The sequence below is a fragment of the Amycolatopsis rubida genome, assembly GCF_900115345.1.
In the GTDB taxonomy this organism is placed as follows: domain Bacteria; phylum Actinomycetota; class Actinomycetes; order Mycobacteriales; family Pseudonocardiaceae; genus Amycolatopsis; species Amycolatopsis rubida.
Window position 1 is genome coordinate 1150363 of sequence record NZ_FOWC01000001.1, and the last position, 25755, is coordinate 1176117.

Here is a 25755-nt window from a genome sequence, read left to right on the forward strand (position 1 = left end):
ACGTGACGCGAAGCAGGGTCGCGATGTTGCTGGCGATGGGAATCGACAACTTCGGTTCCGGACTTTTCCTTCCGCTCGCACTCCTTTACGTGACGCGGGTGATCGGAATCCCGCTCGTCGAAGCGGGCACGGCAGTCACCGTGGGCACCACGGCGGGGCTTCTCATGCCGCCGCTCGCCGGGCGGCTGGTGGATCGCGCCGGGCCGAGAGCCGGAGTTCTTGCCGCGCAACTGTTGCAGGCTGCCGGAATCAGCGCGTATTTGTTCGCGCACGACGTCGGCGGCGTAGTGGTGGCCGCCATCCTTCTCGGTGCCGGGCAACAACTGTTCTACAGCTGCCTGTTCGCGCTGATCGCCGAAGTCGCCGGAGACGTGCCGAAGGATCGGCCGTTCGCCGAAGTCGGCATGGTGCGCGCGGGCGGATTCGGACTCGGTGGGCTGATGTCGTCGGCACTGCTCACCTGGTTCGGCGACAGCGGCTACAGCGTCGCGCTCATCGTGGATGTGCTGACTTTCCTCGCGGCGGCGGGCCTCGTCGCGGTGTTCATCCCTCCCGGCCGCCGGTTCGCGCCCGCGGCGCGCGTGCGAAGCGGAGTGTTGCGCAACCGCCCGTATCTGACGTTGATCCTGCTGAGCGGCCTGTTCGGGCTGTCGCTCGACTTCTTCCTCATCGGCACCCCGGTGTTCGTGCTCGACCGGCTGCACGCGCCGACCTGGCTGCCCGGCGCGATCCTGTTCCTGCTGACCGTGCTGACCAGCGTCGGCGGCACCGTCGCGCTGCGGCTCACCCGGGGCCTCAGCCGGATCGGCGCGATGCGGGCCGGATCCGCGCTGTTCGCCGCGTGGTGCCTGACGAGCGTGGGCGTGCTGCTGGTTCCGCGAAGCTGGCAGGTGCCGTACCTGCTGGCGGCCACGCTCGTGTTCGCCGCCGGTGACCTGGTGTTCGGTCCGCGGTCCGGTGCGCTCGCCGAGGCCGCCGCGCCACCCGAAGCGAAGGGCCGTTACCTCGCCGCGTTCCAATACGCGTTCACTGTGGCTCAGGTGCTCGCTCCAGCGATCGTGTCGTTGTTTTCCGTGGCGGCGTGGTTACCCTGGGTTCTGGTCGGGGGTTGTGCTTGCCTCGCCGCGCTCGGGCTCGGCAGGCTGGGACCAAGGCTGCCCGCGGCCGCGGTGGCACCAATTCAGAGTTGAGCGGAACAGACTCAACTTTGCTGACGTTATACCTGTCGACGGGCCTTGGTCGGGCCTGTCACCAGGTATTTCCACGAACGCATGAGGTGAGGGATGGACGCTTTCAACCCGACCACGAAGACCCAGCAGGCGATCTCGTCCGCGGCGCAGGCGGCCACCGTGGCCGGCAACCCGCACGTGTCGGCCGCCCATTTGCTGGGTGCCCTGCTGGCGCAGGGTGACGGGACCACCGCACCGCTGCTGACCGCGGTCGGGGCGGACCCGGAAACAGTGCACAAGGAGCTTGAGCCGATCATCAACGGGCTGCCGTCGGCGACCGGCGCGACCGTGTCGACGCCGCAGTTCGACGCGCCCGCGGTCAAGTCGCTCACGCAGGCGCAGAAGCTCGCCACCGAACTCGGCGACGAGTACGTGTCGACCGAGCACCTGCTCGTCGGCCTCGCCACCGAAGGAGCCCAGGTCGCGGACCTGCTCAAGCGGCACGGTGCCACGCCGGACGCGCTGCGCGAGGCGTTCGCGAAGGTGCGCGGGTCGGCCCGGATCACCAGCGCGGATCCCGAAAGCACGTTCAAGGCGCTGGAGAAGTACGGCGTCGATCTGACCGAGCGGGCCCGTTCCGGTGAACTCGACCCGGTCATCGGCCGCGACACCGAGATCCGCCGTGTCGTGCAGGTGCTTTCCCGGCGTACCAAGAACAACCCGGTGCTGATCGGCGAACCGGGCGTCGGCAAGACGGCGATCGTCGAGGGCCTCGCCCAGCGGATTGTCGCGGGCGACGTGCCGGAATCGCTGCGCGGCAAGCGAGTGGTCGCACTCGACCTCGGGTCGATGGTGGCCGGAGCCAAGTTCCGCGGCGAGTTCGAGGAGCGGTTGAAGGCAGTCCTGAAGGAGATCACCGACTCCGCGGGCGAGGTCATCACCTTTATCGACGAGCTGCACACCATCGTCGGCGCGGGGGCGACCGGCGAGGGCGCGATGGACGCGGGCAACATGATCAAGCCGATGCTCGCTCGCGGCGAGCTGCGGATGGTCGGCGCGACCACGCTCGACGAGTACCGCCAGCACATCGAGAAGGACCCGGCGCTGGAGCGCCGTTTCCAGCAGGTGCTGGTCGGCGAGCCGTCGCCGGAGGACACCATCGCGATCCTGCGCGGGCTGAAGGAGCGTTACGAGGTGCACCACGGGGTCCGGATCACCGACGCCGCGCTGGTCGCCGCCGCGACGCTGTCGGACCGCTACATCACCGCGCGGTTCCTGCCGGACAAGGCGATCGACCTGGTCGACGAGGCCGCGTCGAAGATCCGCATGGAGATCGACTCGCGTCCGGTGGAGATCGACGAGGTCGAACGGGCCGTGCGGCGCATGGAGATCGAGGAGATGGCACTGTCCAAAGAGGACGACGCCGCCTCTCTCGAACGGCTGACCGCGCTGCGTGCCGAATTGGCCGAGAAGCGCGAGGAACTCACCGCGCTGACCGCTCGGTGGCAGAACGAGAAGGGCTCGATCGAGACCGTCCGTGAACTGAAGGAGCAACTGGAGCAACTGCGCGGCGAATCGGAACGCGCCGAACGCGACGGCGACCTCGGCAAGGCCGCCGAGCTGCGGTACGGCCGGATTCCGGTGCTGGAGAAGGAGTTCGAGGCCGCGATGGCCGCGAACGAGGCCAGCAAGCAGAACGTCATGCTGAAGGAAGAGGTGGGCGCGGACGACGTCGCCGACGTGGTCAGCGCGTGGACCGGCATCCCCGCCGGGCGACTGCTGGAAGGCGAGACGGGCAAGCTGCTCCGGATGGAGGAGGAGCTGAACCGCCGCGTCATCGGCCAGGACCAGGCGGTCCAGGTCGTCGCGGACGCCGTGCGGCGGGCGCGGGCCGGAGTCGCCGACCCGGACCGGCCGACCGGTTCGTTCCTGTTCCTCGGTCCGACCGGCGTCGGCAAGACCGAGCTGGCGAAGGCGCTGGCGGAGTTCCTGTTCGACGACGAGCGCGCGATGCAGCGCATCGACATGAGCGAGTACTCCGAGAAGCACTCGGTGGCCAGGCTCGTGGGTGCGCCCCCGGGTTACGTCGGCTACGACCAGGGCGGCCAGCTGACCGAAGCCGTCCGGCGCCGCCCTTACACGGTGGTGCTGCTGGACGAGGTCGAAAAGGCGCACCCGGACGTGTTCGACGTGCTCCTCCAGGTCCTCGACGACGGCAGGCTGACCGACGGCCAGGGCCGGACGGTGGACTTCCGCAACACCATCCTGATCCTGACCTCGAACCTCGGCTCGCAGGCCATCGCCGACCCGTCGCTGGACGAACGCCAGCGCCGCGACGCGGTGATGGAGGTCGTGCAACGGCAGTTCAAACCGGAGTTCCTGAACCGGCTGGACGACATCGTGGTGTTCCACGCGCTCGGCACCGAGCAGCTGACGTCCATTGTGGACATCCAGGTCGCCCGGCTGGCCAAGCGGCTCGCCCAGCGCCGCCTGCACCTGGAGGTGACCGACGGTGCCCGGGAATGGCTGGCGCTGAACGGCTTCGACCCGATCTACGGTGCCCGCCCGCTGCGCCGGCTGGTGCAGTCGGCGATCGGGGACCAGCTGGCCAAGCAGCTGCTGTCCGGCGAGGTCCGGGACGGGGACACCGTGCGGGTGGATCTGCCGGAGCTGGAGACCGGTGACACGTTGAAGGTGTCGCGGGTCTGAGTGCGGTGAGTGCGGGCCTCTTCGCGGAGTTGCCGCGGGGAGGCTCGCCGCGGGCCGAGTCCGGCCCCCAGAACGGGAAACCGCCCGGCCGCAGTAGCGCGGCCGGGCGGTTTCCCGTCGCAAGCGATCAGGAGTCTTCCCCACGATCCGGTTCCGCCGGACGCGCCGGGGGAACCGGAGTCGCCCCACCGCCCGGCGGCGGAGTCCGCGGCGCGGGCGGAGACGGCTGCCGCTCGGTCATCCGGGTGTCCGCCGGAGAGGGTGCCGTCGTCTCGACCGACCGGGTGTCGACCGGTCGCGTCGCCTGGGTGTCCGCGGGCGAGGGAGCGCTCGCCGGGGCAGGCGCGGCGGGGGTACCCGCGGAAGGCGTCCACGTGCGGTTCGAGTCGTAGTCCTCGTCGAACGGGTCCACGATGTCGGCGATCTCGCCCAGATCGCGCAGCAAGCGCTCAAGCCGCGACGGCCCGGCACCCGGCACGACGCTCGCCAGCACCCACTCGTTCTCCAGCCACGCCACGCCGACGTCGCCGCCCAGCTGGTCAGCCGCGTCGACCAGGTCCTGGGTGATGACCTGGCGCGCCCCCTCGGAATCGTCCGCGAAGGCGTAGCGCTGGCCGATCGGGCCGAGCATCTCCGGCATGTTCTCGCGCTGGAACGGCACGCTCGACAGCCACATCTCGACCGGCACCCGGTGCGTCTTGTTGCAGCGCACGGCCACGACCACCGCGGGCACCTGGCCCTGGGATTCGATGTCGAAGATGAACACCGGACGGCGGCCGTCGGAGGTGAAGGTGGAGCCCGCGACGACGTTCACCGCCGCGTCGGCGCCGAAGTAGCCGATCGCGCCTCCCGACCACTGCCGGGGCAGCCGTTCGTCCTCCTCCACGAACTGCCAGCCGCGCAACTGGGCCCAGCGCTGCCGCTCACGGTTGCGCGAGCCTTCCCTGGCCCGGTCCGCGAAGAGCAGGCCGAGCCCCGCCACCAGCGCGACGGCGGCGATGACGAACCAGATCCACGCCGAGATACCCACGCCGGTCAGGGTATCGCTGCCGAGCCCTCCTACCGGGACGGCCGCACCGTGTCGGCGCGCCCCGTTTGGCCGGAACCGTCCAGGTCGCGTCGACAAATCGGCTAATCGCCCGGCTCGGGTGTTCATTGCGGACGGGTTCCCGCTGACCGGACGGCTCGCTGCGCCTATCCAGCGATCGCGCCGGACAACCCGGACAGGAAGCTTGCCGGACCGCTCCGGCACCGGGTAGAGGTCGTTCGACAGCCTTTCCCGCCGCCGCCGACAGCAGGAAGGACCCCCGCATGTCCCTTTCGAGAAGATCGGTACTGACCGGGACCGCGGCGGCGCTCGGCTCGCTCGCGCTGCCCGGGGCCGCGGCGGCAGCGGAGACGCGCGACTGGTCCCGCGCCGTCATCGACTCCACCATGAAGCGCTACACCCCGGCGTCCATCGGCGGCTGGAGCTATCCGCTCGGCCTCTACTTCTACGGCCAGTACCTCTGCTACCGGCGGACCAAGGAGCGCAAGTACCTCGACTACCTCGTGGCCTGGTACGACCGGTTCATCACCGACGACGGTATTTCCAACAGCTTCAGCAGCCTCGACTCGATGCGCGCCTGCCAGATGCTTCCGTTGCTGTACAACGAAACCGGCAACGCCAAGTACCGCAAGGCCGCCGATCAGCTGCGCAAACGCTTCGATACCTACCCGCGCACGAGCGACGGCGGGATGTGGCACGCGCTCAGCCGTCAGCACCAGCTGTGGGGCGACGGGGTGTACATGGCGCAGCCGTTCCTCGCGTTGTACGGCAAGGTTTTCCACGACCCGACGTACTGCTACGAGGAATCCGCCAAGAACCTTTCTGTCTACTTCGGACACCTCAAGGAACCCGCGAAGGGCCTGATCTACCACGCCTACGACGAAAGCGGCACCCAGCCGTGGGCGACCGGCCCCGGCAAGCACTCCGGCTTCCACTGGGCCCGCGCCATCGGCTGGTTCGGGATGGCGGCGATCGACATCCTCGAGGTGCTGCCCACCGGCCATCCGCGCCGGCCGGAACTGGTCGGGATCGTCCAGTTCCTCGCCGAGGGATACCGCCGGTTCCAGGATCCGCGGACCGGCCGGTGGTACCAGGTCGTCGACCACGGCGGGGACGACGGGAACTGGCTGGAGACGTCCGCGTCCTCGATGTACGCGTTCACCGTCTCCCGGGGGATCGAGCGCGGGTATCTGCCTGCTTCTTATGCCTCGGTCGCGCAGCGCGGATATGCCGGGGTGCTGCGGAAGGTGTCGATCGGGCCGGACGGGCTGACGAATCTCGCCGATATCTGCGAAGGGACGAACGTCGGGGACCTGAAGTTCTACTTCGCACGGAAGCGGCTGACGAATGACTTCCACGGGCTCGGCGCGTTCTTGATCATGAACGAGCAGTTCACCCGATATCGCTGCTTGTCGCCTGGTGCGCGGGCACCGGTTCTAGGGCCGTGAGGGTTCTTCTCACGGACTTACGTCTCGCCGGTCGGGTTGGCGGGCTTGGCCAAGGGACCCGGCGACCACAGACCGGAGTGCGTCACCGGCTGCTGATGCAGCGCCGCCGAAGCCGGAAGCGCGTTCGAGACGTCGGGCGTCACCTCGTACAACGTCCCCCAGTCCCGATCGACGTCGCCTTCCAGGTACGTCGGCAACGCCTCCATCTGGGTGCTCGCGTTCATCCACACGAACGGCCCGCCGCCTGCCGGCGAGGACCAGTACCGGCCGACCGTGCGCAGGTCGTCGCCCGCGCTGATCCGGTACTTCGGCACCTCGGCGATCCCGTTGTGGATCGAGGACGGGCGCAGGCACGGGTGCTGCGCGGCGGCGGCCCACTCCAGGAACACCGGGTCCTGCCCGACCACTTCGGTCATCTTCGCGATCTTCGGCGCCCGCGGCGCGCTGAAGGCGACCCAGCCCTCGCTGCCGAGCCCGCGGCCCTTCGCCACGATCCGCACCTGGTCTGCGCCATCGGGCACGCTGACCCGCGCGTCCCGCCAGTTGGTGTCCTTTTTCTTCGCGTCGAGCTTCTCGCGGCTGAGCACCTCGAACCCGGCGGGGGTGTTCTTGCCGAATTCGGCGGTCAGTCCGTTCGGGTCTTCGGTCTTGCCCGCGAGCGCGACCACGATCGGCACCGAGCCGTCGCGTGCTCGCTCCGGGATCGAGTACCACTGGGTGCGCAGGTCGCCCGCGCCGTCGCCGGACTCGTGGTAGCTGCCCCAGATCGGCGCGCCGTCCTTGCCGAAGTCGTGCGGCGGCTTCCACTTGTCGTCAGTCGGCAGCCCGCCGTTGGTGACGAAGCCCTTCTGGGTGCTGGCCAGCCAGTCTTGCGGCGTGGTCCCGCGGTCGGCGCCTGCGGGCACCTGCCAGCCGGGCGCGGCGTTCTGCGGCTGCTGCGGCGCGGCTTCGAGAAGCCCGGCCTTCGGATCGCGCTCGACCTTGATGTAGTCGGACAGCCCGCAGCTCTTCCCGGCCAGCTGGCGGATGTTGTCGGCACCCATGTTGTAGGTGTCCCAGCGCTTCTGGATGCCCTTGGCGATGCTGCCGATCTCGAACAGCACGAGAATCGCGCACACCGTCGACAGCGGCGCGAGCCCGAGCCGCAGTGCCCGGCCGCGGTTTTCCAGGTCGGACCGCGGCACCGGCGCGGGCGGCACGAACGGTTCGTGCTCGTTGTGCTTCATGTGCTCGATCGCCGCGATCGCCAGCGCGACCGCGGCCGCCACGAGCGCCATCGTGCTCAGCTTGATGCCGAACACCTGCGGCGGAAGGTCGAACCACGGCACGCCCCACGCCGAGACGTACCACCAGGCGTTCGGCCCGGTCGACGCCAGCGCGACGATCACCATCAGCCCGGCGAAGAACGCCGCGCGGTTGCGGCGCGACAGCAGCACCGTCGTACTCGTCGACAACGCGGTGAGCGCGGCGAGCGGGCCGCCGACCGCGACCAGCATGCCGAAGTGGTGTGAGTGCTTGGTCGGGGCGAGCGCGAGGACCACAAAGGACAGTGCGCTGATGCCGAGCAGCCTGCGGCTCGGGCCGAGCGCGGCGCCGCGGATGTTCCCGCGCCGCAGCAGCACGACCGCGCAGGTCGCCAGGCAGAGGAAGATCAACAGCACCGGGAACCGGCGCGTCATCGACCCGTCCGGGCCGTTGCTGAACAGCATCGTGTACCGGTCCAGCTCGTTGTACCAGGCCCCGGTCGGGCCGAGCGAGGACCGCAGCCGCACCGATTCGAGCGCGCCGCTCAGCGTCTGGTCGCAGAAGATGAGCGCGAGAATCACCAGTCCGGCGGCGGCGACCGGCGCGAGCACCGGTACCCAGCCGAACTGGCGGGCGTGCCGGAGCACGATCTTCGCCAGCGGCTTCAGTCCGACCACGAACGGCAGCACGGCCATCAGCCCGTGCGGGTTGACCGAGACGCACAGCGCCGCGACGGTCAGCCCGACCGCCGCCGGGCCGAGCCGCCGGGTCGCCACCGCGCGTTCGACCGCGCAGATCGTGATCAGCGACAGCAGCGCGACCAGGTTTTCCGGGCGCAGGCCGTTGTCGTAGGGCAGCCAGAACGCGAGGAAGACCGCGCCCGCCGCCCAGCCTGCCGCGCTGCTGATCCGTACCTGCCTGCCGAGCCGGGGCAGCACGCCTCGGCTGATCAGCATCCAGCAGGCGACGCCCATCAACAGCGACGGCAGCCGCATCCACGGCGTCAGCGAACTGATCTTGGTCATGGCCGCGTAGATGTCGACGAACCACGCCATCGGCGCGTCCGGTGCGGCGAACCACCGGTAGTACTCGCCGATGTACCCGGCGTCGCCGCGGACGCGCGCCATGGTCGTGAAGTAGCCGTCGTCGGCGGTCATCGCGCCGATCAGCCACCAGACGCCGAGCGTGCCGAGGACGGCTATGTCGAGGAATTTCAGCTTCCACCAGCCGCGCGCGGCCAGCCGGGGCGCGCGTCGGCCGGAGAGCCGGTCGAGGCGGTACAGCGCGAGCACCGCGCCGATGAAGCAGAGCACCGACAGCACGATGGCGGCCAGCTTGATGCCGGTCGCGGTGCTGGCCCAGCGGTTGTCGACCTGCGCGGAGACCGAGAGGCCGTGCGTGTCGTCCTGGTTCGTGAGGTCGGAGAAGAACCCGGTGAGCTGCGGCCGGCGGTCGTCGCTGACGTCCGCCAGGTGGGTGCCGCCGACGGACGCGGTCGTGTGCTTCGGGTCGGAATGCACCGTGATCGTGCAGTCGCCGTCGCCGAGCGGGGCCGCGCCGAGCTGCTGGCCCTGTGAGGAGAGCGTGAGCTGGCCGTCGCCGACCTGCAAGGCCATCCCGGTGACGGTGCCGATGCTGGAGTTCGGCGGGTTGGTGCTGAACAGCACGGCGTTGCCGTCGGTGCGCGCGTCGAGCGCCCGCGCGGTCGCGCACGGGACCTTCGCGTCGAGCGAAATCGGCGCCTGCGCGGTCAGCGGGGCGGACACCGCCCGGGTGCCGCCCTGGGCGGTCGGCCAGTCGAGGGTGGTTTGCTCGAGCGTGACGGGCAGGAGCGGGACCGCGATCGCGAGGATCGCGCCGGCGATTCCGAAAACCGCGGCGAGCAACCGGGCCCGACGCCCGGCTTTGCTCTTGCCGGTAGCTGTCGGAGACGCCGATTCGGCGGCAACGGATTCGAGGTCGACCACGCCCAGCAGGCTATCCAAGCGGACGCGGGCCTCCCGCTGGGGACTCTCCAGGGGACGGCCCCACCTGGTCGAGCCTGGATTACCTCGTCGCATAGCCACGGTGGGTAAAGAAAACGCGGCCTTGTTTACGGCGAACGGGTGACGCCCCGCAGCTCACGACGGCTCGGGTCGAGGGCCGTTTCACGATCCGGAAACGGTCCGGACTCGGTTGCCGAAAGCGGACCCGGCACGTCGATGAACTCAGCCGGGCGAGAAAGTGAACGGCGGCCCGGAAACTGTCCATCCGTTGTCGATGACCGGATTGCCCAGCACCTCGGCGCCCACGTGCTGGCTCCGGGTAACCGGAATACCGACGGTAGCAGCGGTGCTCGTCCGCGCCGCGGCGATGTCCGCGGCCGACAGTTCGCCGTGGAACCGCTCCGTGCGCTCGGCGGTCGACTGGCTCGTCGCGGCCAGCGTGTGCACCGGGCCGAGGTCGCCGGACACGCTGTGCCGCTCGGTGGACTCCAGCCGCGTCACGTCGAGGTTGCCGGTGAACTGGCCGAGCACGCTTTCGTCGGAGTTCGCGACCACCGAGCCCGCCCGGCCGAGGTCGACGGCGTCGGCGGAGGTGCGTTCGACACGGGTGCCGCTCATCAGCTCGCCGGAGAACCGGCCGGCCAGACCGGACTCGGCGCTCGTCTTGCTGCTGGAGAGCGCTTCGGTGCCACCGGGCAGCCGGACGCCGTGCCGCATCGACTGGTCCAGACCGGCCACGTGCGCACCGTCGAACGGCTGTGTGTGGTGCACGCCGAGGTCGTTGCCGGTGAGCACCCGGCCTGGCTCGCCGAGACGCAGGTCGTGGGTCTGGGACTGGCCCGCGGCGTCCGGAGCGAGCGCCTGGTGCAGGTTCGACGCGGCGGACGCGGGCAGGTCGTGCGTCGCGATCGCCTCGTCGCGGGTGAACTGGAGGTCGGAGGAGGAACCGTGCTGGTGCAGGTCGAGCGGCACTTCCCTGCTCGGGGTGTCCGCCAGCGCCGCAGCCGGGCCGACGAGCAACAGAGCGAGGGGTGCCGCACCGGCGGCCATCCGGGGCAAATATCCGGGCGTCCGCTTGGTGTGCTTGCCCATGTGCCGGACCATACTGCGCCACCAGCGCAAACGCAGCTGAAAAACGGGTAGCTTCACCCACATGACCACCACTGCCATGATCACGGGAGCCACCGCGGGCATCGGTGCGGAATTCGCGCGCCGGCTCGCCGCCGACAAGCACGCACTCGTCCTCGTCGCCAGGAACGAAGAGCGGCTGACCGCGCTGGCTGAGCAACTGCGCGCGGAGCACGGCGTCGAGGTGACCGTGCTGTCCGCCGATCTGTCCGAAGTGGATGGTCGCAGCCGGGTCGCTGAGCTGCTCGAAACCCGGCCGGTCGACCTGCTGGTCAACAACGCCGGCTTCGGGCTGAGCGGCGAGTTCTGGGAGATCCCGGCCGAGGACCTGCGACGCCAGCTCGACGTGAACGTGACCGCCGTGCTGCAGCTGACCCGAGCGGCGCTGCCCGGCATGGTCGACCGCGGCCGCGGCGCCGTCATCAATGTCAGCAGCGTCGCCGGCTTCTTTTCCGGCCGCGGCTCGACCTATACCGCCAGCAAGAACTGGGTCACGTCGTTCACCGAGGGCATCGCGATGTCGCTGCCGGAGGGCGTGCGGATGATGGCGCTGTGCCCCGGCTTCACCCACACCGAGTTTCACGAGCGTGCCGGGCTGCGGCGGGAGGGACCGAAGGCGTTCTGGCTCGACGTGGCGCAGGTCGTCGACGAAGCCCTCGCGGACCTGCGTCGCGGCAAGGTGATCTCGGTGCCGAGCCTGCAGTACAAAGCCCTGGTCGGGATCGGCGGACTGCTGCCGCGCCCGGTGCTGCGCAAGCTCGCCGGCGGGTTCGGCAACCGCCGCCGGACCTGAGAGGTAGGGAGAGCCCTACCCCGTCCCGGCGTGTGCGCCCCAGGGTGTTTTCCCCCGGCAGGCCATAGCGTTTTCCCCATGGCGACTGGGGAAGCGGTGCGGCTCGAATCCGTCCGCAAGGAATACGGCCGGGTTACGGCACTGGACGGGGTGAGCCTGTCCTTCCCGCGCGGCGGGTTCACCGCGGTGATGGGCCCGTCGGGCTCGGGCAAAAGCACGTTCCTGCACTGCGCGGCCGGGCTCGACCGGCCGACGAGCGGTTCGGTGCTGCTCGACGGCCAGGAACTGGGCAAGCTCTCCGAAACGCAGCTGACGAAGCTGCGCCGGGACAAGATCGGGTTCGTCTTCCAGGCGTTCAACCTGCTGCCCGCGCTGACCGTCGAGCAGAACGTCGTGCTGCCGCTGCGGCTGGCCGGCCGTCGTCCGGACCGCCGCCGCGTCGCCGAGATGCTCGGGCACGTCGGGCTGGGCGACCGGCGCAAGCATCTGCCGGGTCAGCTGTCCGGTGGCCAGCAGCAGCGGGTGGCCATCGCTCGCGCGCTGGTCAGCCGCCCGGCGGTGCTGTTCGCCGACGAACCGACCGGCGCGCTCGACACCCGTACCGCCGGCGAAATCCTCGGCCTGCTGTCGGAATCGGTGCGCGGCGGACTGACCGTCGTGATGGTGACACACGACCCGGTCGCGGCCTCCTACGCCGACCGCGTCGTCTTCCTCGCGGACGGCCGCGTCGCCGGAGAACTGCACCGGCCGACCGCGACGGCGGTCGCCGAACGCATGACGCACCTTGGCACCTGGGCCGACCGGATGCCGGTGGGCGGCTTCTGATGTTCAGTCTTGCCTTGCGCACCTTGCGTTTCCGCACCGGCGGGTTCATCGCCGCATTCGTGGCCGCGTTCCTCGGCGCGGTGATCGTGTCCGCCTGCGCCGGCCTGATGGAGACCGGGATCCGGTCCGCCACGCCGCCGCATCGACTGGCCTGGGCGTCGGCTGTCGTTGCCGGACAACAGGATTTCGAGCTCCGGAAGCATTCCGAGAAGCCCAAGACCCAGTCGGTCGCGCTGCCGGAGCGGGTCCGGTTGGACCGGTCGCTGGCGGAGACGATCCGCGCGACGCCCGGCGTGTCCACTGTGGTCGGTGAGGTGAACTTCCCGGTATCGCTGGGAAAGCAGCCTCTTGTCGCGCACGGTTGGGAGTCCGCTCGGTTGCCCGGACCCGCGCCGCGTGCTGACGAGGTGGTGCTGCCCGTCGCCAGCGGCGTGTCGGCGGGGACCACGGTTGACCTTGCAGTACAAGGGAAAATCAATCGCTACCGCGTCGCTCGGACGATTGATGGCTCTGACGTGTTCTTCGCAGGCGACGTGGCCGATCAGCTTTCCGGGCACCCCGGCAAGGTCGACTACTTCGGTGTCGTGACGGACAATCCGGCCGCGTTGCACCTCGGATCGGGGGTGTCCGTGCTCACTGGGGATGAGCGCGGCCTCGCCGAATTCCCAGCGGCGCAGGCGAGCGGCGGTCGGCTGATCCCGCTGTCCGGCGTCGCGGGCGGACTGTCCATTTCGGTCGCGGTGTTCGTCATCGCCAGCACGCTGATGCTGTCGGTGCGCCAGCGGCAGCGAGAATTGGCTCTGCTGCGCGCGATCGGCACGACACCGCGGCAGCTGCGGCGCATGGTTCTCGGCGAAGCGCTGGTCATCGGCGTGCTCGCGACCGGAGTCGCGGCCGCACTGGGCCCAGTGTCCGGCCGATGGCTGTTCGAACAGTTCACCTCGGGCGGGTTCATCTCGCCCGCCGTGCAGTTCCACCAGGGCTGGATCCCGATGATCATCGCGGCCGGCGCGACGCTGCTCGCTGTCGGGATTTCCGCACTGGTGGCCGGATTCCGGGTCGGCCGCATCCGGCCGACCGAGGCGCTCGCCGAGGCCTCCGTGCCGCGCGGCTGGCTGACTCCGTTGCGGCTGATCGTCGCGCTGCTGTGCTTCGGCGGCGGGACCGCGCTGGGCATCGTCACGCTCGCGGTGATGACGGGACCCATCGCGGCGAGCACGGCGGGTCCGGCGGTGATGCTGTGGGCGATCGGCGTCGCGATGATCAGCCCGGGCGTCACGAAGCTGACCGCGATCCTGTTGCCGGGCCCGATGCGGCTGATCAGCGGCGTCACCGGCTGGCTCGCGATCACCAACACGCGCAACGCGGCCACCCGGGTGGCCGGCGCGGTCACGCCGATCATGCTCGCCGTCGGCATCGCGACCGCCAACATCTACCTGCAAACCACGACCACCGCCGCTTCCGCGCAGGCCTTCGCCGAAGACCTCCGTGCCGACGCGGTCGTCGCGGGCCCGACCGGGGTCTCTCCGGAGACCATCGACCGAATCCGGAACGCGGACGGCGTCGCGGCGGCCTCGCCGTACGTCGCCAGCCGCGCGTTCATCACCGCGCCGTTCGACGGCAACCAGACCAAAAAGGGCTACCCGGCGCTCGGCTTGACCGACGCGTCGACCAATGCCGCCACGGTCGTGCGCGGCAACCTGGCCGACCTCACCGGCGACACGATCGCGCTGCCGGACACCGCCGAGGTGTCCCGATCGGTCGGCGAATCCGTCACGCTCCGTCTCGGCGACGGGAGCGACCGGACCCTTCGCATCGTCGCGATCGTGCACCAGCGGGCCGGAGCCGAACAGCTCCTGCTGCCCGCCGACCTGCTCGCCGGACACACCACGTCCGGTCTCGTCCGGCAGGTGCTCGTCCGCGCCGCGCCCGGCGTCGACCAGGCCCGGCTGACGCGAAGCCTGACCGCCGCGACCGCGGGTCTTCCGGTGTCCGTCGGCGACCGGAGCACGCTGGCCGCCGCGAACACCAAGAACGACGAGACCGGCGCGTGGGTGAACTACCTGCTGGTCGGCATGATCGTCGGCTACACGGTGATCTCCGTGGTGAACACCCTGGTCATGGCCACCTCGCGACGCCGGCGGGAGTTCGGGCTGCAGCGGCTCGGCGGCTGCACCCGCGGCCAGGTGCTGCGGATGGCCGCCGGTGAAGGCGGTCTGATCGCCGCGATCGGCATCCTGCTGGGCACCGTGGTGTCGGCGGGCGCGATCGTGCCGTTCTGTCTCGTCGCGACCGGCCGGGTGCTTCCGGAGGGACCGGTGTCCATCTATCTGGTGATCATCGCGGCCGCGATCGTGCTCGCGCTGACCGCCGCGGTCCTGCCCGCTTGGGTGGCCACGCGGACGCGTCCGGTGACGGCCGTCGCGACCGGGGAGTGACACGCGGAAGTTGTCGGTGCCGTGTGTAAGACTCTCGGCCGTGGCGTACCCCGGGTTGGATCAAACTGCGAAGCTCGAACTGGCCAGGCTGGTCAGCGAACTGGCCGTCGTGCACGGCAAGGTCACCTTGGCCTCGGGCAAGGAAGCCGACTACTACATCGACCTCCGGCGGGCGACGCTGCAGCACGCGGCCGCCCCGCTCATCGGCAAGCTGCTGCGGCAGCTCACCGCTGACTGGGACTACGTCGCGACCGGCGGGCTCACCCTCGGCGCGGACCCGGTGGCGCTGGCGATGCTGCACTCCGCCGCCGCCGAGGGCGTGGTGCTCGACGCGTTCGTCGTCCGCAAGGCGATCAAGGAACACGGGATGCAGCGCCGGATCGAGGGCGTGGAGGTGCGCGGGCAGCGGGTGCTGGCTGTCGAGGACACCTCCACCACCGGCGGGAGCGTGCTCACCGCGGTCGAGGCGCTGCGCGAAGGCGGGGCCACCGTGGTCGGCGTCGCGACGGTCGTCGACCGCGACACCGGCGCGCGGGAAGCCATCGAGAAGGCCGGGCTCGAGTACCGGTACCTGCTGAGCAAGGACGACCTCGGGCTCGATTGAGGGCTTGGCCGAGCGCGAGTGAGCACAGTCACTCACAATGCGTGCGTGACGAATGCCCGCCTCACAGTGTCCCCCTGACGGAAGGGGGTGCCGTGACCACGACCAGTGTCCCGCTCGACGACGCCACCCTCGTCGGCCGTGCGCGAGACGGCGACGTACGCGCGTACGAACAGCTTGTGCAGCGTTATCAGGCCCCGATGTTCCGGCTTGCCCTGAAAATGCTGCATCATCGCGGCGACGCCGAGGACGTAGTGCAGGAAGCGTTCCTCGGCGCGTGGCGGAAGCTGGCGCAGCTGAACGACGACAACGCGTTCGTCGGCTGGCTGTACCGCGGAACGACCAACCGCTGCCTCAACGTGATCCGGGCGCGCCGCCCGCAGGCCGACGTCGACCTCGACCTGGCCGAATCGCCGCGCCGCGATACCCAGCCGGAGCACGCGGTGCAGGTCAGCGGCCAGCTCGCGGCGCTTGACGAGGCGCTTCAGACACTCACCCCGCAGCAACGGGCGTGCTGGCTGTTGCGTGAGGTGCACGGCCGGTCGTACGACGAGATCAGCGAGATCGTCGGCGCGAACCCCACCGCGGTCCGGGGGCGCATCGCCCGGGCCCGTGCGCAGCTGGCGGAGGTGATGAAGCCGTGGAGGTGAACCAGGACTACGGATTGCCGTGCGGCCGGGAACTGGAAGCGGTTTGGGAGCATCTGGACGAGGCCGACGACCACCAGGCGGAGTGCGTCCATTGCCGCACCGCGCGGGAAAGCCTGCTGGCCCTGCGCTCGGCGACGCAGGAACTGATCGACGAGCCCGACCCGACCCCGCCGGACCTGGTCGGCCGGATCATGTCGGCCGTCCGCGCCGAAGTGCGCCGCGGTCAGATGCTGGATCTTTCCGCTGGTGAACCGGGTTCGGTCGAAGTGAGCGAGCAGGCGGTCGCGGTCGTGCTCCGCTACGCGGCCGACTCCGCGGGCAACGTCCGCGCCCGCCGGGTCCGGGTGCGCAAGGTCGGCCTCGACTTGTCCGGCGCGGCCCAGATCGAGGTCGAACTCACCCTTGCGACGCGGCTCGGGAACACCAGTGGTGCTGACACGTTGGCCCGCGTACGGGAGCTGGTGTCCGCTGCCGCGACCTCGCGAGTGGGTATTTCGTTGGCCAGGCTGGATTTGCTGGTGGAAGACGTGTACGAGGACGGGGAATGACCGCCGAATACGTGATCGCCGACCCGGTGATCGCGAGCGTTGCCGCCCGTGCGGCCGCCGAAACCGCCGGAGTCGTGCGCCTGGAACCCGGCCTGCTCGGCTTGGCGACCGCCTGGACCCGCACCGCCCGGCAACGCTGGAAGGGCCTGGAACCAGCCCCCGCGGACGGCGTCCGGGTCCGCGCCCACGAGGACCGCCTGACCATTGAGGTCGACGTGGTCATCTCGGACGCGGACCAAGCCGCCGCCGTGGGCCGCGCCGTGCAGCGAGCGGTGTTCCGGGAAGTCCTCGCGCAGACCGGCCGCTCCGTGGACGCCGTCCGAGTGTCCATTTTGGACATCGAAGTGGGGCGGCGGTGACCGATCCGCGTTCGCTGGCCGGAAGAATCGCCGACGCCCTCTCGGCAGTCGAGGGCCTCCGTCCTGCGACGAGCGTGGCCGCGGAGATCAGCTGGCTCCCGACCGATCCCGCTGGTGGATCGGTGGATCTGAGCACGGAGTCGGTGGAGATCCGGGTGGTGGCTTTGCGGTTGCCGCTGCCGCCCTTGCTCTCGGCAGCCGAGGCACGAGTGCGTGCGGTACTCGATGGGACGGAGTGGGCGGACGCGCGCATCCGCTTGGTAGTGACGGACATCGACGGGGCAGCGTTCGCTGACTGAACGCGGCCTTTCCCTCGCCGGTATCGTCGGCTTCGCGCCGCGGGAGGGCCGATGATCCGGATCCAGGTGACCAACAAGGACGACAAGCCCCGGACCTGGAACGTCGAACCCTATGGCGACGAAGTCGTGCTCGCCATCGATGACGTGCTCTCGATCGAGTCCGCGCACCCCGTCGACATGGCCTTCGAGGTGACCCTTTACCTCGACTCCGAGGTCCTCTGGGCGACGGCGGACCCGGACGGCCATCCCCTGCTGCCCGACGACCTCAAGCTCAACGGGGTCACCCTCTGGCCGGGCTTCGGCGGCGCGGGCCGAGTTCCTTCTCCCGCGTTTGTCAAGCGCGTTTCCGCCCGCTTTCGCCAACGATTCGCGTGCTGTCCGCGGGTACGGAACGAAGTCATTTACGTCGCGTCGGGTCCCCTCGCGCGGGTGTTCCGGCCAGTCTCCTACCCGGAGTGATCCCTCCGTTACCTGCCGGGTGAACTCGTTGCTCCGGTGGGTCGAACATCACATCAGGTCCCCCTATTTCCCGCTTCCTGGACCGGTAATCGGAGTAGCGTCGCTGGTGGGTGCACTGGGAAGGGGGCGAAGGTGGACACGACGGTCGCGCACGTTCTGGCCGATGTCACCGTGGCGGTGCACGTCCTCGCCCTGCTCTTCATCGGCTTCGGCGGGTTCCTCGCGTGGCGGTGGCCGAAAGTCATTTTCGTGCACATTTTCTTCGCGGTGTGGGGCGTGCTGGTCAATGTCACGCCGATTCCGTGCCCGCTCACCGCGCTGGAGGATTTCTTCCGGCATCAGCAGGGTCTCGGCGACCTGCCCGGCGGGTTCAACGCGTATTACCTCTACGGCACGGTGATCCCGCGCTCGCTGCTGCCGGTGGTGGTCGTGGTGGCGCTGGCGGTGCTGGTGATCTCGTACCTGGGCGCGTACCTGAGGTGGCGCCACCGCCACGACGACAGTCCGGCGCACGGCGTCAGCCTCGGCTGAGCGAGAATCGTCCTTCGTGACGACGGAACAACCCGAAGCGGGCCCCACCGAGTGGGTGAACCGCGAGGAGGTAGGCGTCGGTCCATGGCCAGGCCCCTGGCCGGACGACCCGCGCTACGACCCCGAACTCCTGACCAACGGCGACCGCCGCAACGTGGTCGACGCCTACCGCTACTGGCGCCGCGAAGCAATCGTGTCCGATGCGGACACCCGGCGGCACCCGTTCCACGTCGCGATCGAGAACTTCCAGCACGACCACAACATCGGCACGGTCGTCCGCACGGCGAACGCCTTCGCCGCCGCGGAAGTGCACATCGTCGGCCGCCGCCGCTGGAACCGCCGGGGCGCCATGGTGACGGACCGCTACCAGCACCTCCGCCACCACGAGAACGTCGCGAGCCTGCTGGAATTCGCCACGACGGAGGGTTTGACGGTGGTAGCGGTGGACAACACCCCCGGTGCCGAGCCGGTGGAAACCGCCGAGCTGCCCCGGAAGTGCCTGCTGCTGTTCGGCCAGGAAGGCCCCGGCCTATCCGAAGCGGCCCAGACCGACTCGGCGAAAGTGGTGTCCATCGCCCAGTTCGGCACGACAAGGTCGATCAACGCGGGGGTCGCGGCGGGCATCGTGATGCACGCGTGGATCCGGCAGCACGCAGACCTGTCCAAGGCCTGGTGACCTCCGCCGCCTCACCACCGCCGGGGTGCTCGTGAGTGGCTACGCCGGTTAGAACCGGGATAGCCCACTCACGAGCACCCAAGCGTTGGCCGCACGATTCCGGCAGGGCGGGCGGCGTGGAGAGGCAAGTTTTCCGCAGCGCAGGCAGAATCAATCCATGACCGCCGATTCTCCCGAGCCCGCCAATTCCGCTGCACGCGGCGACGCGGCCCACCCCGCCACGGCGCGGGCGGTCACCCCGGCTGACCGCCCGGCGACGGCTGATCGCGCGGCAAACCCGGCCAAGGATGCGGCAAACCTCGGCGAGGGGCCAGCGCACGATGCTGAACGTCCAGCGGCGGCCGGGGGTGCGGAAAGCCCGGCCGAGGGTGCCACGAGCCCGGCCGGGGGCCCGGCTGAGGGTGTCGCGAACCCGGCTAGAGACGCGGAGGGCCCGGCTGAGGGTGTCGCGAACCCGGCTAGAGACGCGGAGAGTCCAGCTGAGGGTGTCGCGAACCCGGCTAGAGACGCGGAGAGTCCAGCTGAGGGTGTCGCGAACCCGGCCAGAGGCGCGGAGAGCCCGGCCGAGGGCGCGGCGAACATCGGCGAGGGGGCAGCGGCCACCGCTGAACGTTCAGCAGTGGCCGAGAGCGTGGCAAACCCGGCCAAGGACTCCACCCACCCAGCCGGACGCCCCGCGGCAGCCGAGCACCCCACAGCGGCCGGGTGCCCCACAGCGGCCGGGCGCCCTGCGGCGACCGAGCGTGCCGCTGTAGCCGAGCGCCACACAGTGGCCGGGCGTCCTGCGGCGACCGAGCGTGCCGCTGTAGCCGGGCGTCCTGCGGCAGCCGAGCGCCCCACCGCAATCGAGCGCCCCGCAGCAATCGAGCGTGCAGCCGCAGCCGAGCGTGCGGTCTGCGCCCGGCACCTCCGCCGCCTCTGGGCCCTTCCCGGCACCGTCCTAGGCCGCAGTGGGTGGCCGCCCACTGTGAGTCAACGACTGCACTGGCACTGGAACTACTGGTGGCAGGCCCATCTCCTCGACAGCCTCGTTGACGCGCAGCTTCGCCAACCCACCGACGAACGCGCACGGCTGATCAACCGCTTCATCGCGACCGTGCGCCGGCGCAATTTCGGTTCCTGGGTCAACGACTACTACGACGACATAGCCTGGCTGGGGCTCGCGTTGCAGCGAGTGCGCCAACTCCAACTATCCACAGTGGACGAACCGATCGACGTTATCGGCACACGGCTGCACGAAGGCTGGACAGACGACCTTGGCGGGGGAATTTGGTGGCGGCGCGGCGACTCCTTCAAGAATACTCCCGCCAACGGCCCGGCCGCTATCTTTCACGCCCGGAAGGGTGATCAAGAACGCGCCGGCGCGATGACGCGATGGCTCACCGACACTTTGGTCGACCCGGAGACCGGCCTCGTCTGGGACGGGATCCGGGCCGGCACCGGCGAGGTGGTCAAGCATATTTTCTCGTACTGCCAAGGGGTTTACCTCGGGGCATGCCTGGAGCAGTCCCGCTGGGACGAGGCAGCGAGCACCATCCAGGCCGTGGAGAAGCACCTGGCACCACAAGGAATCCTCCCCGGCTCGGAGGGTGGCGACGGCGGGCTCTTCTCGGCGATCGCCGCCCGCTATCTGGCGCTCGCGGCCAAGAACCTGCCCAGGCCGGAAGCGGAAACAGCGAAGAAGCTGGTGCGAAACTCAGCGGAAGCGTGCTGGAACGGGGCGGCACAAGAGAAAACCGGACCGTTGTTCAGTGCGTACTGGGAGAAGCCGGCACCGAAACCGCCCGGTAAGGCCGAGCGGGACTTGTCTGTCCAAATTGGAGGATGGATGTTGCTGGAGGCCGCGGCAACCCTGTGAAGCTCAGCAGCCGCACGAAGCGCGATGCAGGAACCGCGGCGCGAGGCGAACAGACTCCGGCCGACGCTCCGGCTCGCGGCAGCGTGCCAGCAGCAGCTGCACCGCCCGGCGGCCGATTTCCGAGATGGGTTGCGCCATCGTCGTCACGCCAGGGGAAACCGTGCGCGCCCAGTCCATGTCGCCGTAACCGACGACCGCCAGTTCCGACCCGATCCGGATGCCGCGGCGGTGTGCTTCCCACTGCACGCCGATCAGCATCGCTTCGCCGGCGACCACCAGAGCGGTGGGCGAAGGCCAGCCGTCCAGGAGTTTCGCCGCAGCTCGGGCAGCGCCGCCTGCGGTGGATTGGCCGGACGCCACCAGTTCCGGGTGGTATCGCAGCCCGGCGCGGCCAAGGCCAAGGCGGTAACCCAGCGCGCGTTCTTCGCTGACGGTGGTGCCCTCAGTGCCGGTGATCAGCGCGATCCGCCGGTGCCGTCGCGTGGCCAGATGCTCGACCAGCGCGGACATGGCCTGGAAGTTTTCCGAACCGACCTGGTCGACGTCGTTGCGGCCGGCGATCCGGTCGACCAGGACCGTCGGCACGCCGGTTCGCACGAGTCCGTTCACCACAGCCTCGTCACCAGGGGCGGGCACCAGAAGGACGCCATCGACGTGATCCGCCCGCAGCGCGCGCAGCACTTCGGCTTCCTCGCGCGGGCAGTCGCTGGTGTCGGCCAGCAGCAGGTCGCAGCCCGCCCGTGCGGCAGCGCCGCGGATGGCACGCAGCAGCTGGTCGTGGTACGGGCTGGCGTGCCTCCCCAATGCCACCCCGAACCGATGGGTGACCGGCAGATCCCAGTGAGGGACCTCCGGCGCCAGAACGGTCATTTCTCATGGCCCTCGTCGTCGGTACCTACCCAACAGTAGCCACTGTCGTGCCGCACAAGAGAGGGTCCGAGACGATCGGGTCCCGAGAATCACTGAGGTGAGTGAACGGCTGCGTGCCCGGTTACGCGGGGCAGTCAGGACGCGCACCCGCACGAGGCCCGGTGCCGCAAGGTCGGCGGCAACCGCACAGTCTCGGCGGGCCGTCCGGGATCCGCCAGCCGAGCGAGCAGCAACTGCACCGCCCGGCGGCCGATTTCGTCGATCGGCTGGGCCATGGTCGTCAGCGGCGGGTCCACGAGATCGGCCCATTCGACGTCGTCGTACACCACCACCGGCAGGTCCTGGCCGATCCGCAAACCCCGTCGCCGCGCCTCGTGCAGGACGCCGACCATCATGCTGTCGTTGGCCACCACCAGCGCGGTCGGCGGGTCCGGCAGCGCGAGCAGCGTGCTCAACGCCAAGCCGCCACCGTCGCGCGAGGACTGTCCACCTGCCACCAGGTCAGGCGACCAGCTCAAGCCCGACCGGCCGAGTCCGAGCCGGTAGCCCAGGACGCGTTCGTCGCTTGTCGTGAGCCCGGGCGCGCCGGAGATCATCCCGATCCGGCGATGGCCCAGCGACGCCAGATGCGCGGTCAGCGCCGAGGTCGCCTGGATGTTCTCCGCGCCGACCTGGTCGATGTCGGTCCGGGTGGTCAGCCGGTCCATCAACACGGTCGGCACGTCCAGCGACACCAGTTCGCCGAGCACCGACCCGTCGCCGGGCGCGGGTGTGATCAGCAGGCCGTCGACCCGGCGCGACCGCAGCGCGCGCACCACGTCCCGTTCGGTGCCCGCGGTGTCGTGCGTGTCCGCCAGCAGCACGGTGTATCCGTTTGCCGACGCCTCTCGCTCGATCGCGTGCATCAGCGCCGCGAAGTACGGATTCGCGACCAGCGAGATCGCCATCCCGATGGAGCGCGTGCCCCCGGTGACCAGCGAACGCGCGATCGCGTCGCCGGTGTACCCGGTGGTCTCGATCGCCCGCAGCACCGCGGCTTTCGTCTCCTCGGCCACCGCCCGCGTGCCGTTCACGACGTGTGAGACCGTCGTGATCGACACGCCCGCCATTTCGGCGATGTCGCGCTGGGTCGGGCGGGCGGAGCGGGGTCGCGGCATGTCTGTCCTTCACCAAGAGAGCGAAACCAAGAACGTCGGCAAGCGTTTGCGCAAACGCTTGCGCCAGCCTCAGAGTCTGTCTACCTTCCCGTCCATCGGCAAGCTCGCACCTCGATTCGGAGGGCATCTCCATGAGACACCGGAGTCTCACCGCACTCGCCTTGGCGGCCGCTGTCGCGGTCTCCACCGCCGGGTGCACCGTCGAACGCCACTGGGGCGGCAGCTCCAAGACCGGCGGCAGCGGCAAGGCCAAGGTCGGCCTCGTCACGAAGACCGACACCAACCCGTACTTCGTCGAACTGCGCAATGCCGCGTCCGCCGCGGCGAAGGCCAACGGCGCGGACTTCAGCGCGCTCGCCGGGCAGTTCGACGGCGACAACGACGGCCAGGTGCGCGCCATCGAGAACCTGATGCAGCAGGGCGTCAACACCATCCTGATCACGCCGAGTTCGTCCACCGGTGTGCTCAAGGCCATCAAGGACGCCCGCGACGCCGGCATCCTGGTGATCGCCCTCGACACCGCTACCGAACCGCCGGACGCGGTCGACGCCACCTTCGCCACCGACAACTTCGCGGCGGGCGAGCAGCAGGGCGCCTACGTCAAGGCGGCGCTGAAGGGCGCGGACCCCAAGCTCCTGATGGTCGACGGCACCGCGGGCAGTTCGGTCGACACCCAGCGGCACGGCGGCTTCCTGAAGGGCATCGGGCTCAAGGACGGCGCGCCGGAGATCAAGGGCCACACCAACGCCAACGGCGATCAGAGCCTCGCCCAGCAGGGCATGGAGAACCTCCTGCAGCGCACTACCGATCTCAACGCGGTGTACACGATGAACGAGCCGATGGGCCGCGGCGCGTACGCGGCTCTGAAGGCGCGCGGGCTCAACACCCAGCTCACCGTCGGCTCGATCGACGGCGGCTGCGAGGGCGTGCAGAACGTCAAGAACGGCCAGTTCGCCGTCACCGTGATGCAGTTCCCGCGGAAGATGGCCGAACAGGGCGTGCTCGCGGCGGTCGAGTACGCGAAGACCGGGAAGAAGCCGAGCGGGTTCGTCAACACCGGCTCGACCGCGATCACCGACCACCCGATGCCGGGTGTGCCGAGCAAGGACACCGCCTGGGGTCTGCAGAACTGCTGGGGAGGCGGGAAATGACGAGCGCGACGGTCAACAACCGCGAGCGCGAGACGCTCGGCGAGTTCTTCCTGCGCGCCCCGGCGGTCGGCCCGGCGCTGGCGCTGGTCGTGGCGGTCCTGGTGTTTTCCTTTGCCACGGACACCTTTTTCAACCTGGACAATCTGTCCACGGTGGTCCAGCAGTCGCTGGTGGTGGGCACGCTCGCGCTCGGCCAGACGCTGATCATCCTGATCGCGGGCATCGACCTTTCCAACGCGTCGTCGATGGTCGTGGCGACGCTGGTGATGGCGAAACTGGCGGCGGTCACCAACGTTTTCTTCGCCCTGCTGGCCGGTGTCGTGCTGACCGTCGTCGTCGGCCTGTTCATCGGCACGCTGGCGACGCGGATCAAGTTGCCCGCCTTCATCATCACGCTCGGCACGTTCACCGGCTTGACCGCGGTGGCGAAGCTGATCGCGGGCGGCCAGGCGGTTCCGGTGTCGGACGGGCTGCTCACCTGGCTCGGCACGAAGCGGTACCTCTTCGGCGGCATCCCGATCACCTACGGCATGACGCTCGCGCTGTTGATGTTCCTCGCCGTCTGGTACGCGCTCACGAAAACCGCGTGGGGCAAGCACGTTTACGCCGTCGGCAACGCGCCGGAGTCCGCGCGGCTGTCCGGGATCAAGGTCAACCGCACCGTGCTTTCGGTCTACCTCGTCGCCGGCCTGTGCTTCGGCATCGCCGCGTGGCAGGCGCTCGGCCGCACGCCGAACGCCGACCCGAACCAGTTCCAGCTCGGCAACCTCGACTCGATCACCGCGGTCGTGCTGGGCGGCACGAGCCTGTTCGGCGGACGCGGTTCGGTGCTGGGCACGTTGTTCGGCGCGCTGGTCGTCGCCGTGCTGCGCTCGGGGCTGACACAGATGGGCGTCGACGGCAACTACCAGGACCTGGCGACCGGCGCGTTGCTGATCGCCGCGGTGGTCGTGGACCGGATCGCACGGAGGCAGCAGCAGTCATGACTACTACGCAGCAGCAGCCGACTCTTTCCGCCCGCGGCCTGGTGAAGCGCTACGGCCGGGTCACCGCCATCGACGGTGCCGATTTCGACCTCTACCCCGGCGAAGTGCTCGCCGTGGTCGGCGACAACGGGGCAGGGAAGTCCAGTCTCATCAAGGCGTTGTCCGGCGCGCTGGTGCCGGACGCCGGTGAGATCAAGGTGGACGGCAAGACGGTCCACTTCAAGTCCCCGTTGGACGCGCGGCACTACGGAATCGAGACGGTGTACCAGGATCTGGCGGTCGCGCCGGCGCTGGACATCGCGTCGAACATGTTCCTCGGCCGGGAAAAGCGGCTCAAGGGGCCGTTCGGCATCGGGCTGCGCAAGCTCGACACCGCGACCATGCGCACCGAAGCGCAGCGGATCCTGGACGACCTCGGCATCAAGGTCAAATCCATTACCCAGCTGGTGGAAACGCTGTCCGGCGGGCAGCGGCAAGGCGTCGCGGTGGCGCGCGCGGCGGCGTTCGGCACCAAAGCGGTGATCATGGACGAACCGACAGCCGCGCTGGGCGTCGCGGAATCCGCGAAGGTGCTGGAACTGATCGGCCGGATCCGCGACCGCGGCCTGCCGGTGGTGCTGATCAGCCACAACATGCCGCACGTCTTCGAAATCGCCGACCGCATCCACGTGCACCGGCTCGGCAAGCGCGTCGCCGTGGTGACGCCGAAGTCGCACAGCATGAACCAGGTGGTCGGCCTGCTCACCGGTGCGTTGAAGCTCGATGACAACGGTGAGGTCGTCGAGGTCGCGTCCACCACGCACGCCGGGTTGACCTGACGTG

The 25755-nt window shown here is 69.6% G+C and carries 22 protein-coding genes and 1 pseudogene; 18 read left to right on the forward strand and 5 right to left on the reverse strand.

The window, feature by feature from the left end:
- Positions 1-2 precede the first annotated feature (2 nt).
- Positions 3-1190 carry an MFS transporter gene (locus BM362_RS05635; RefSeq protein WP_067577542.1) on the forward strand — a complete coding sequence of 396 codons (1188 nt, stop codon included), beginning with the start codon at positions 3-5 and terminating at the stop codon, positions 1188-1190.
- A gap of 93 nt (positions 1191-1283) precedes the next feature.
- A complete protein-coding gene (gene clpB / locus BM362_RS05640; RefSeq protein ID WP_067577541.1) occupies positions 1284-3878 on the forward strand; it encodes an ATP-dependent chaperone ClpB in 2595 nt (864 codons plus the stop codon).
- Between the two features lie 376 nt (positions 3879-4254).
- Here the strand turns inward: clpB and BM362_RS05645 are convergent.
- Positions 4255-4908, reverse strand: a pseudogene (locus tag BM362_RS05645) (hypothetical protein); the annotation flags it as partial.
- 281 nt (positions 4909-5189) lie between these two features.
- Between BM362_RS05645 and BM362_RS05650 the strand changes: the two are divergent.
- Positions 5190-6374 carry a glycoside hydrolase family 88/105 protein gene (locus BM362_RS05650; protein ID WP_093572376.1) on the forward strand — a complete coding sequence of 395 codons (1185 nt, stop codon included), beginning with the start codon at positions 5190-5192 and terminating at the stop codon, positions 6372-6374.
- 17 nt (positions 6375-6391) lie between these two features.
- Here the strand turns inward: BM362_RS05650 and BM362_RS05655 are convergent, their stop codons facing one another.
- Both BM362_RS05655 and BM362_RS05660 read right to left on the reverse strand, forming a co-directional pair.
- Complete coding sequence (locus BM362_RS05655; RefSeq protein ID WP_198545196.1) at positions 6392-9586, reverse strand: arabinosyltransferase domain-containing protein; 3195 nt, start codon at positions 9584-9586, stop codon at positions 6392-6394.
- A 240-nt stretch (positions 9587-9826) separates the two neighbouring features.
- Positions 9827-10696: a hypothetical protein gene (locus BM362_RS05660; RefSeq protein ID WP_093572745.1), complete on the reverse strand. Its 870-nt coding sequence runs from the start codon at positions 10694-10696 to the stop codon at positions 9827-9829.
- Positions 10697-10757: 61 nt separating this feature from the next.
- Here BM362_RS05660 and BM362_RS05665 point away from each other — a divergent pair, with 61 nt between their 5' ends.
- The 12 genes from BM362_RS05665 (at position 10758) to BM362_RS05720 (ending at position 20769) form a co-directional block, all read left to right on the forward strand.
- Positions 10758-11525, forward strand: coding sequence for an SDR family NAD(P)-dependent oxidoreductase (locus BM362_RS05665; protein WP_093572377.1), 768 nt, complete (start codon positions 10758-10760; stop codon positions 11523-11525).
- 78 nt (positions 11526-11603) lie between these two features.
- On the forward strand, positions 11604-12350 hold the full coding sequence (locus BM362_RS05670; protein WP_067577530.1) for an ABC transporter ATP-binding protein: 747 nt from the start codon (positions 11604-11606) through the stop codon (positions 12348-12350).
- Positions 12351-12364: 14 nt separating this feature from the next.
- The gene (locus BM362_RS05675; RefSeq protein WP_342029783.1) at positions 12365-14788 is read left to right on the forward strand and encodes an ABC transporter permease; all 2424 of its coding nucleotides are present in this window, start codon (positions 12365-12367) and stop codon (positions 14786-14788) included.
- Positions 14789-14828: 40 nt separating this feature from the next.
- Entirely contained in the window at positions 14829-15392 is a 564-nt protein-coding gene (gene pyrE, locus BM362_RS05680) for an orotate phosphoribosyltransferase (RefSeq protein WP_067577527.1), read from the forward strand.
- A 92-nt stretch (positions 15393-15484) separates the two neighbouring features.
- Positions 15485-16039 carry an RNA polymerase sigma factor gene (locus BM362_RS05685; protein WP_067577526.1) on the forward strand — a complete coding sequence of 185 codons (555 nt, stop codon included), beginning with the start codon at positions 15485-15487 and terminating at the stop codon, positions 16037-16039.
- Positions 16030-16587 carry a hypothetical protein gene (locus tag BM362_RS05690; RefSeq protein WP_093572379.1) on the forward strand — a complete coding sequence of 186 codons (558 nt, stop codon included), beginning with the start codon at positions 16030-16032 and terminating at the stop codon, positions 16585-16587. Before BM362_RS05685 ends, BM362_RS05690 begins: the two co-directional genes overlap by 10 nt.
- Positions 16584-16946, forward strand: coding sequence for an Asp23/Gls24 family envelope stress response protein (locus tag BM362_RS05695; RefSeq protein WP_067577519.1), 363 nt, complete (start codon positions 16584-16586; stop codon positions 16944-16946). Before BM362_RS05690 ends, BM362_RS05695 begins: the two co-directional genes overlap by 4 nt.
- Positions 16943-17245: a hypothetical protein gene (locus BM362_RS05700; RefSeq protein WP_067577517.1), complete on the forward strand. Its 303-nt coding sequence runs from the start codon at positions 16943-16945 to the stop codon at positions 17243-17245. Before BM362_RS05695 ends, BM362_RS05700 begins: the two co-directional genes overlap by 4 nt.
- Before the next feature lie 51 nt (positions 17246-17296).
- Positions 17297-17704, forward strand: coding sequence for a hypothetical protein (locus BM362_RS05705; RefSeq protein WP_093572380.1), 408 nt, complete (start codon positions 17297-17299; stop codon positions 17702-17704).
- Between the two features lie 132 nt (positions 17705-17836).
- Positions 17837-18235 (forward strand): DUF2784 domain-containing protein, encoded by a 399-nt coding sequence (locus BM362_RS05710; protein ID WP_067577513.1) that lies wholly within the window; start codon positions 17837-17839, stop codon positions 18233-18235.
- 16 nt (positions 18236-18251) lie between these two features.
- Positions 18252-18911, forward strand: coding sequence for a TrmH family RNA methyltransferase (locus BM362_RS05715; protein ID WP_093572381.1), 660 nt, complete (start codon positions 18252-18254; stop codon positions 18909-18911).
- A gap of 844 nt (positions 18912-19755) precedes the next feature.
- Positions 19756-20769 carry a glycoside hydrolase family 76 protein gene (locus BM362_RS05720; RefSeq protein ID WP_425285689.1) on the forward strand — a complete coding sequence of 338 codons (1014 nt, stop codon included), beginning with the start codon at positions 19756-19758 and terminating at the stop codon, positions 20767-20769.
- 3 nt (positions 20770-20772) lie between these two features.
- On the opposite strand, the gene BM362_RS05725 is transcribed toward BM362_RS05720, so the two are convergent.
- Positions 20773-21639, reverse strand: coding sequence for a LacI family DNA-binding transcriptional regulator (locus BM362_RS05725; RefSeq protein WP_067577509.1), 867 nt, complete (start codon positions 21637-21639; stop codon positions 20773-20775).
- 134 nt (positions 21640-21773) lie between these two features.
- A complete protein-coding gene (locus tag BM362_RS05730; protein ID WP_093572382.1) occupies positions 21774-22796 on the reverse strand; it encodes a LacI family DNA-binding transcriptional regulator in 1023 nt (340 codons plus the stop codon).
- A gap of 131 nt (positions 22797-22927) precedes the next feature.
- Between BM362_RS05730 and BM362_RS05735 the strand changes: the two genes are divergently transcribed.
- From BM362_RS05735 to BM362_RS05745, 3 genes are read left to right on the forward strand one after another with little or no spacing between them, the layout of a single operon-like run.
- Positions 22928-23947 carry a substrate-binding domain-containing protein gene (locus BM362_RS05735; protein WP_067577505.1) on the forward strand — a complete coding sequence of 340 codons (1020 nt, stop codon included), beginning with the start codon at positions 22928-22930 and terminating at the stop codon, positions 23945-23947.
- Positions 23944-24933, forward strand: coding sequence for an ABC transporter permease (locus BM362_RS05740; RefSeq protein WP_067577503.1), 990 nt, complete (start codon positions 23944-23946; stop codon positions 24931-24933). The genes BM362_RS05735 and BM362_RS05740 overlap by 4 nt, the downstream gene beginning before the upstream one ends.
- The gene (locus BM362_RS05745; protein WP_093572383.1) at positions 24930-25751 is read left to right on the forward strand and encodes an ATP-binding cassette domain-containing protein; all 822 of its coding nucleotides are present in this window, start codon (positions 24930-24932) and stop codon (positions 25749-25751) included. Before BM362_RS05740 ends, BM362_RS05745 begins: the two co-directional genes overlap by 4 nt.
- Positions 25752-25755: the final 4 nt, after the last annotated feature.

Bases quoted from the DNA above. Each gene is read 5' to 3' on its own strand.
- clpB (WP_067577541.1), top strand. From the start codon at position 1,284: ATGGACGCTTTCAACCCGACCACGAAGACCCAGCAGGCGATCTCGTCC.
- BM362_RS05650 (WP_093572376.1), top strand. From the start codon at position 5,190: ATGTCCCTTTCGAGAAGATCGGTACTGACCGGGACCGCGGCGGCGCTC.
- BM362_RS05660 (WP_093572745.1), bottom strand. From the start codon at position 10,696: ATGGGCAAGCACACCAAGCGGACGCCCGGATATTTGCCCCGGATGGCC.
- BM362_RS05665 (WP_093572377.1), top strand. From the start codon at position 10,758: ATGACCACCACTGCCATGATCACGGGAGCCACCGCGGGCATCGGTGCG.
- BM362_RS05670 (WP_067577530.1), top strand. From the start codon at position 11,604: ATGGCGACTGGGGAAGCGGTGCGGCTCGAATCCGTCCGCAAGGAATAC.
- BM362_RS05695 (WP_067577519.1), top strand. From the start codon at position 16,584: ATGACCGCCGAATACGTGATCGCCGACCCGGTGATCGCGAGCGTTGCC.
- BM362_RS05705 (WP_093572380.1), top strand. From the start codon at position 17,297: ATGATCCGGATCCAGGTGACCAACAAGGACGACAAGCCCCGGACCTGG.
- BM362_RS05725 (WP_067577509.1), bottom strand. From the start codon at position 21,639: ATGACCGTTCTGGCGCCGGAGGTCCCTCACTGGGATCTGCCGGTCACC.
- BM362_RS05730 (WP_093572382.1), bottom strand. From the start codon at position 22,796: ATGCCGCGACCCCGCTCCGCCCGCCCGACCCAGCGCGACATCGCCGAA.
- BM362_RS05735 (WP_067577505.1), top strand. From the start codon at position 22,928: ATGAGACACCGGAGTCTCACCGCACTCGCCTTGGCGGCCGCTGTCGCG.
- BM362_RS05740 (WP_067577503.1), top strand. From the start codon at position 23,944: ATGACGAGCGCGACGGTCAACAACCGCGAGCGCGAGACGCTCGGCGAG.
- BM362_RS05745 (WP_093572383.1), top strand. From the start codon at position 24,930: ATGACTACTACGCAGCAGCAGCCGACTCTTTCCGCCCGCGGCCTGGTG.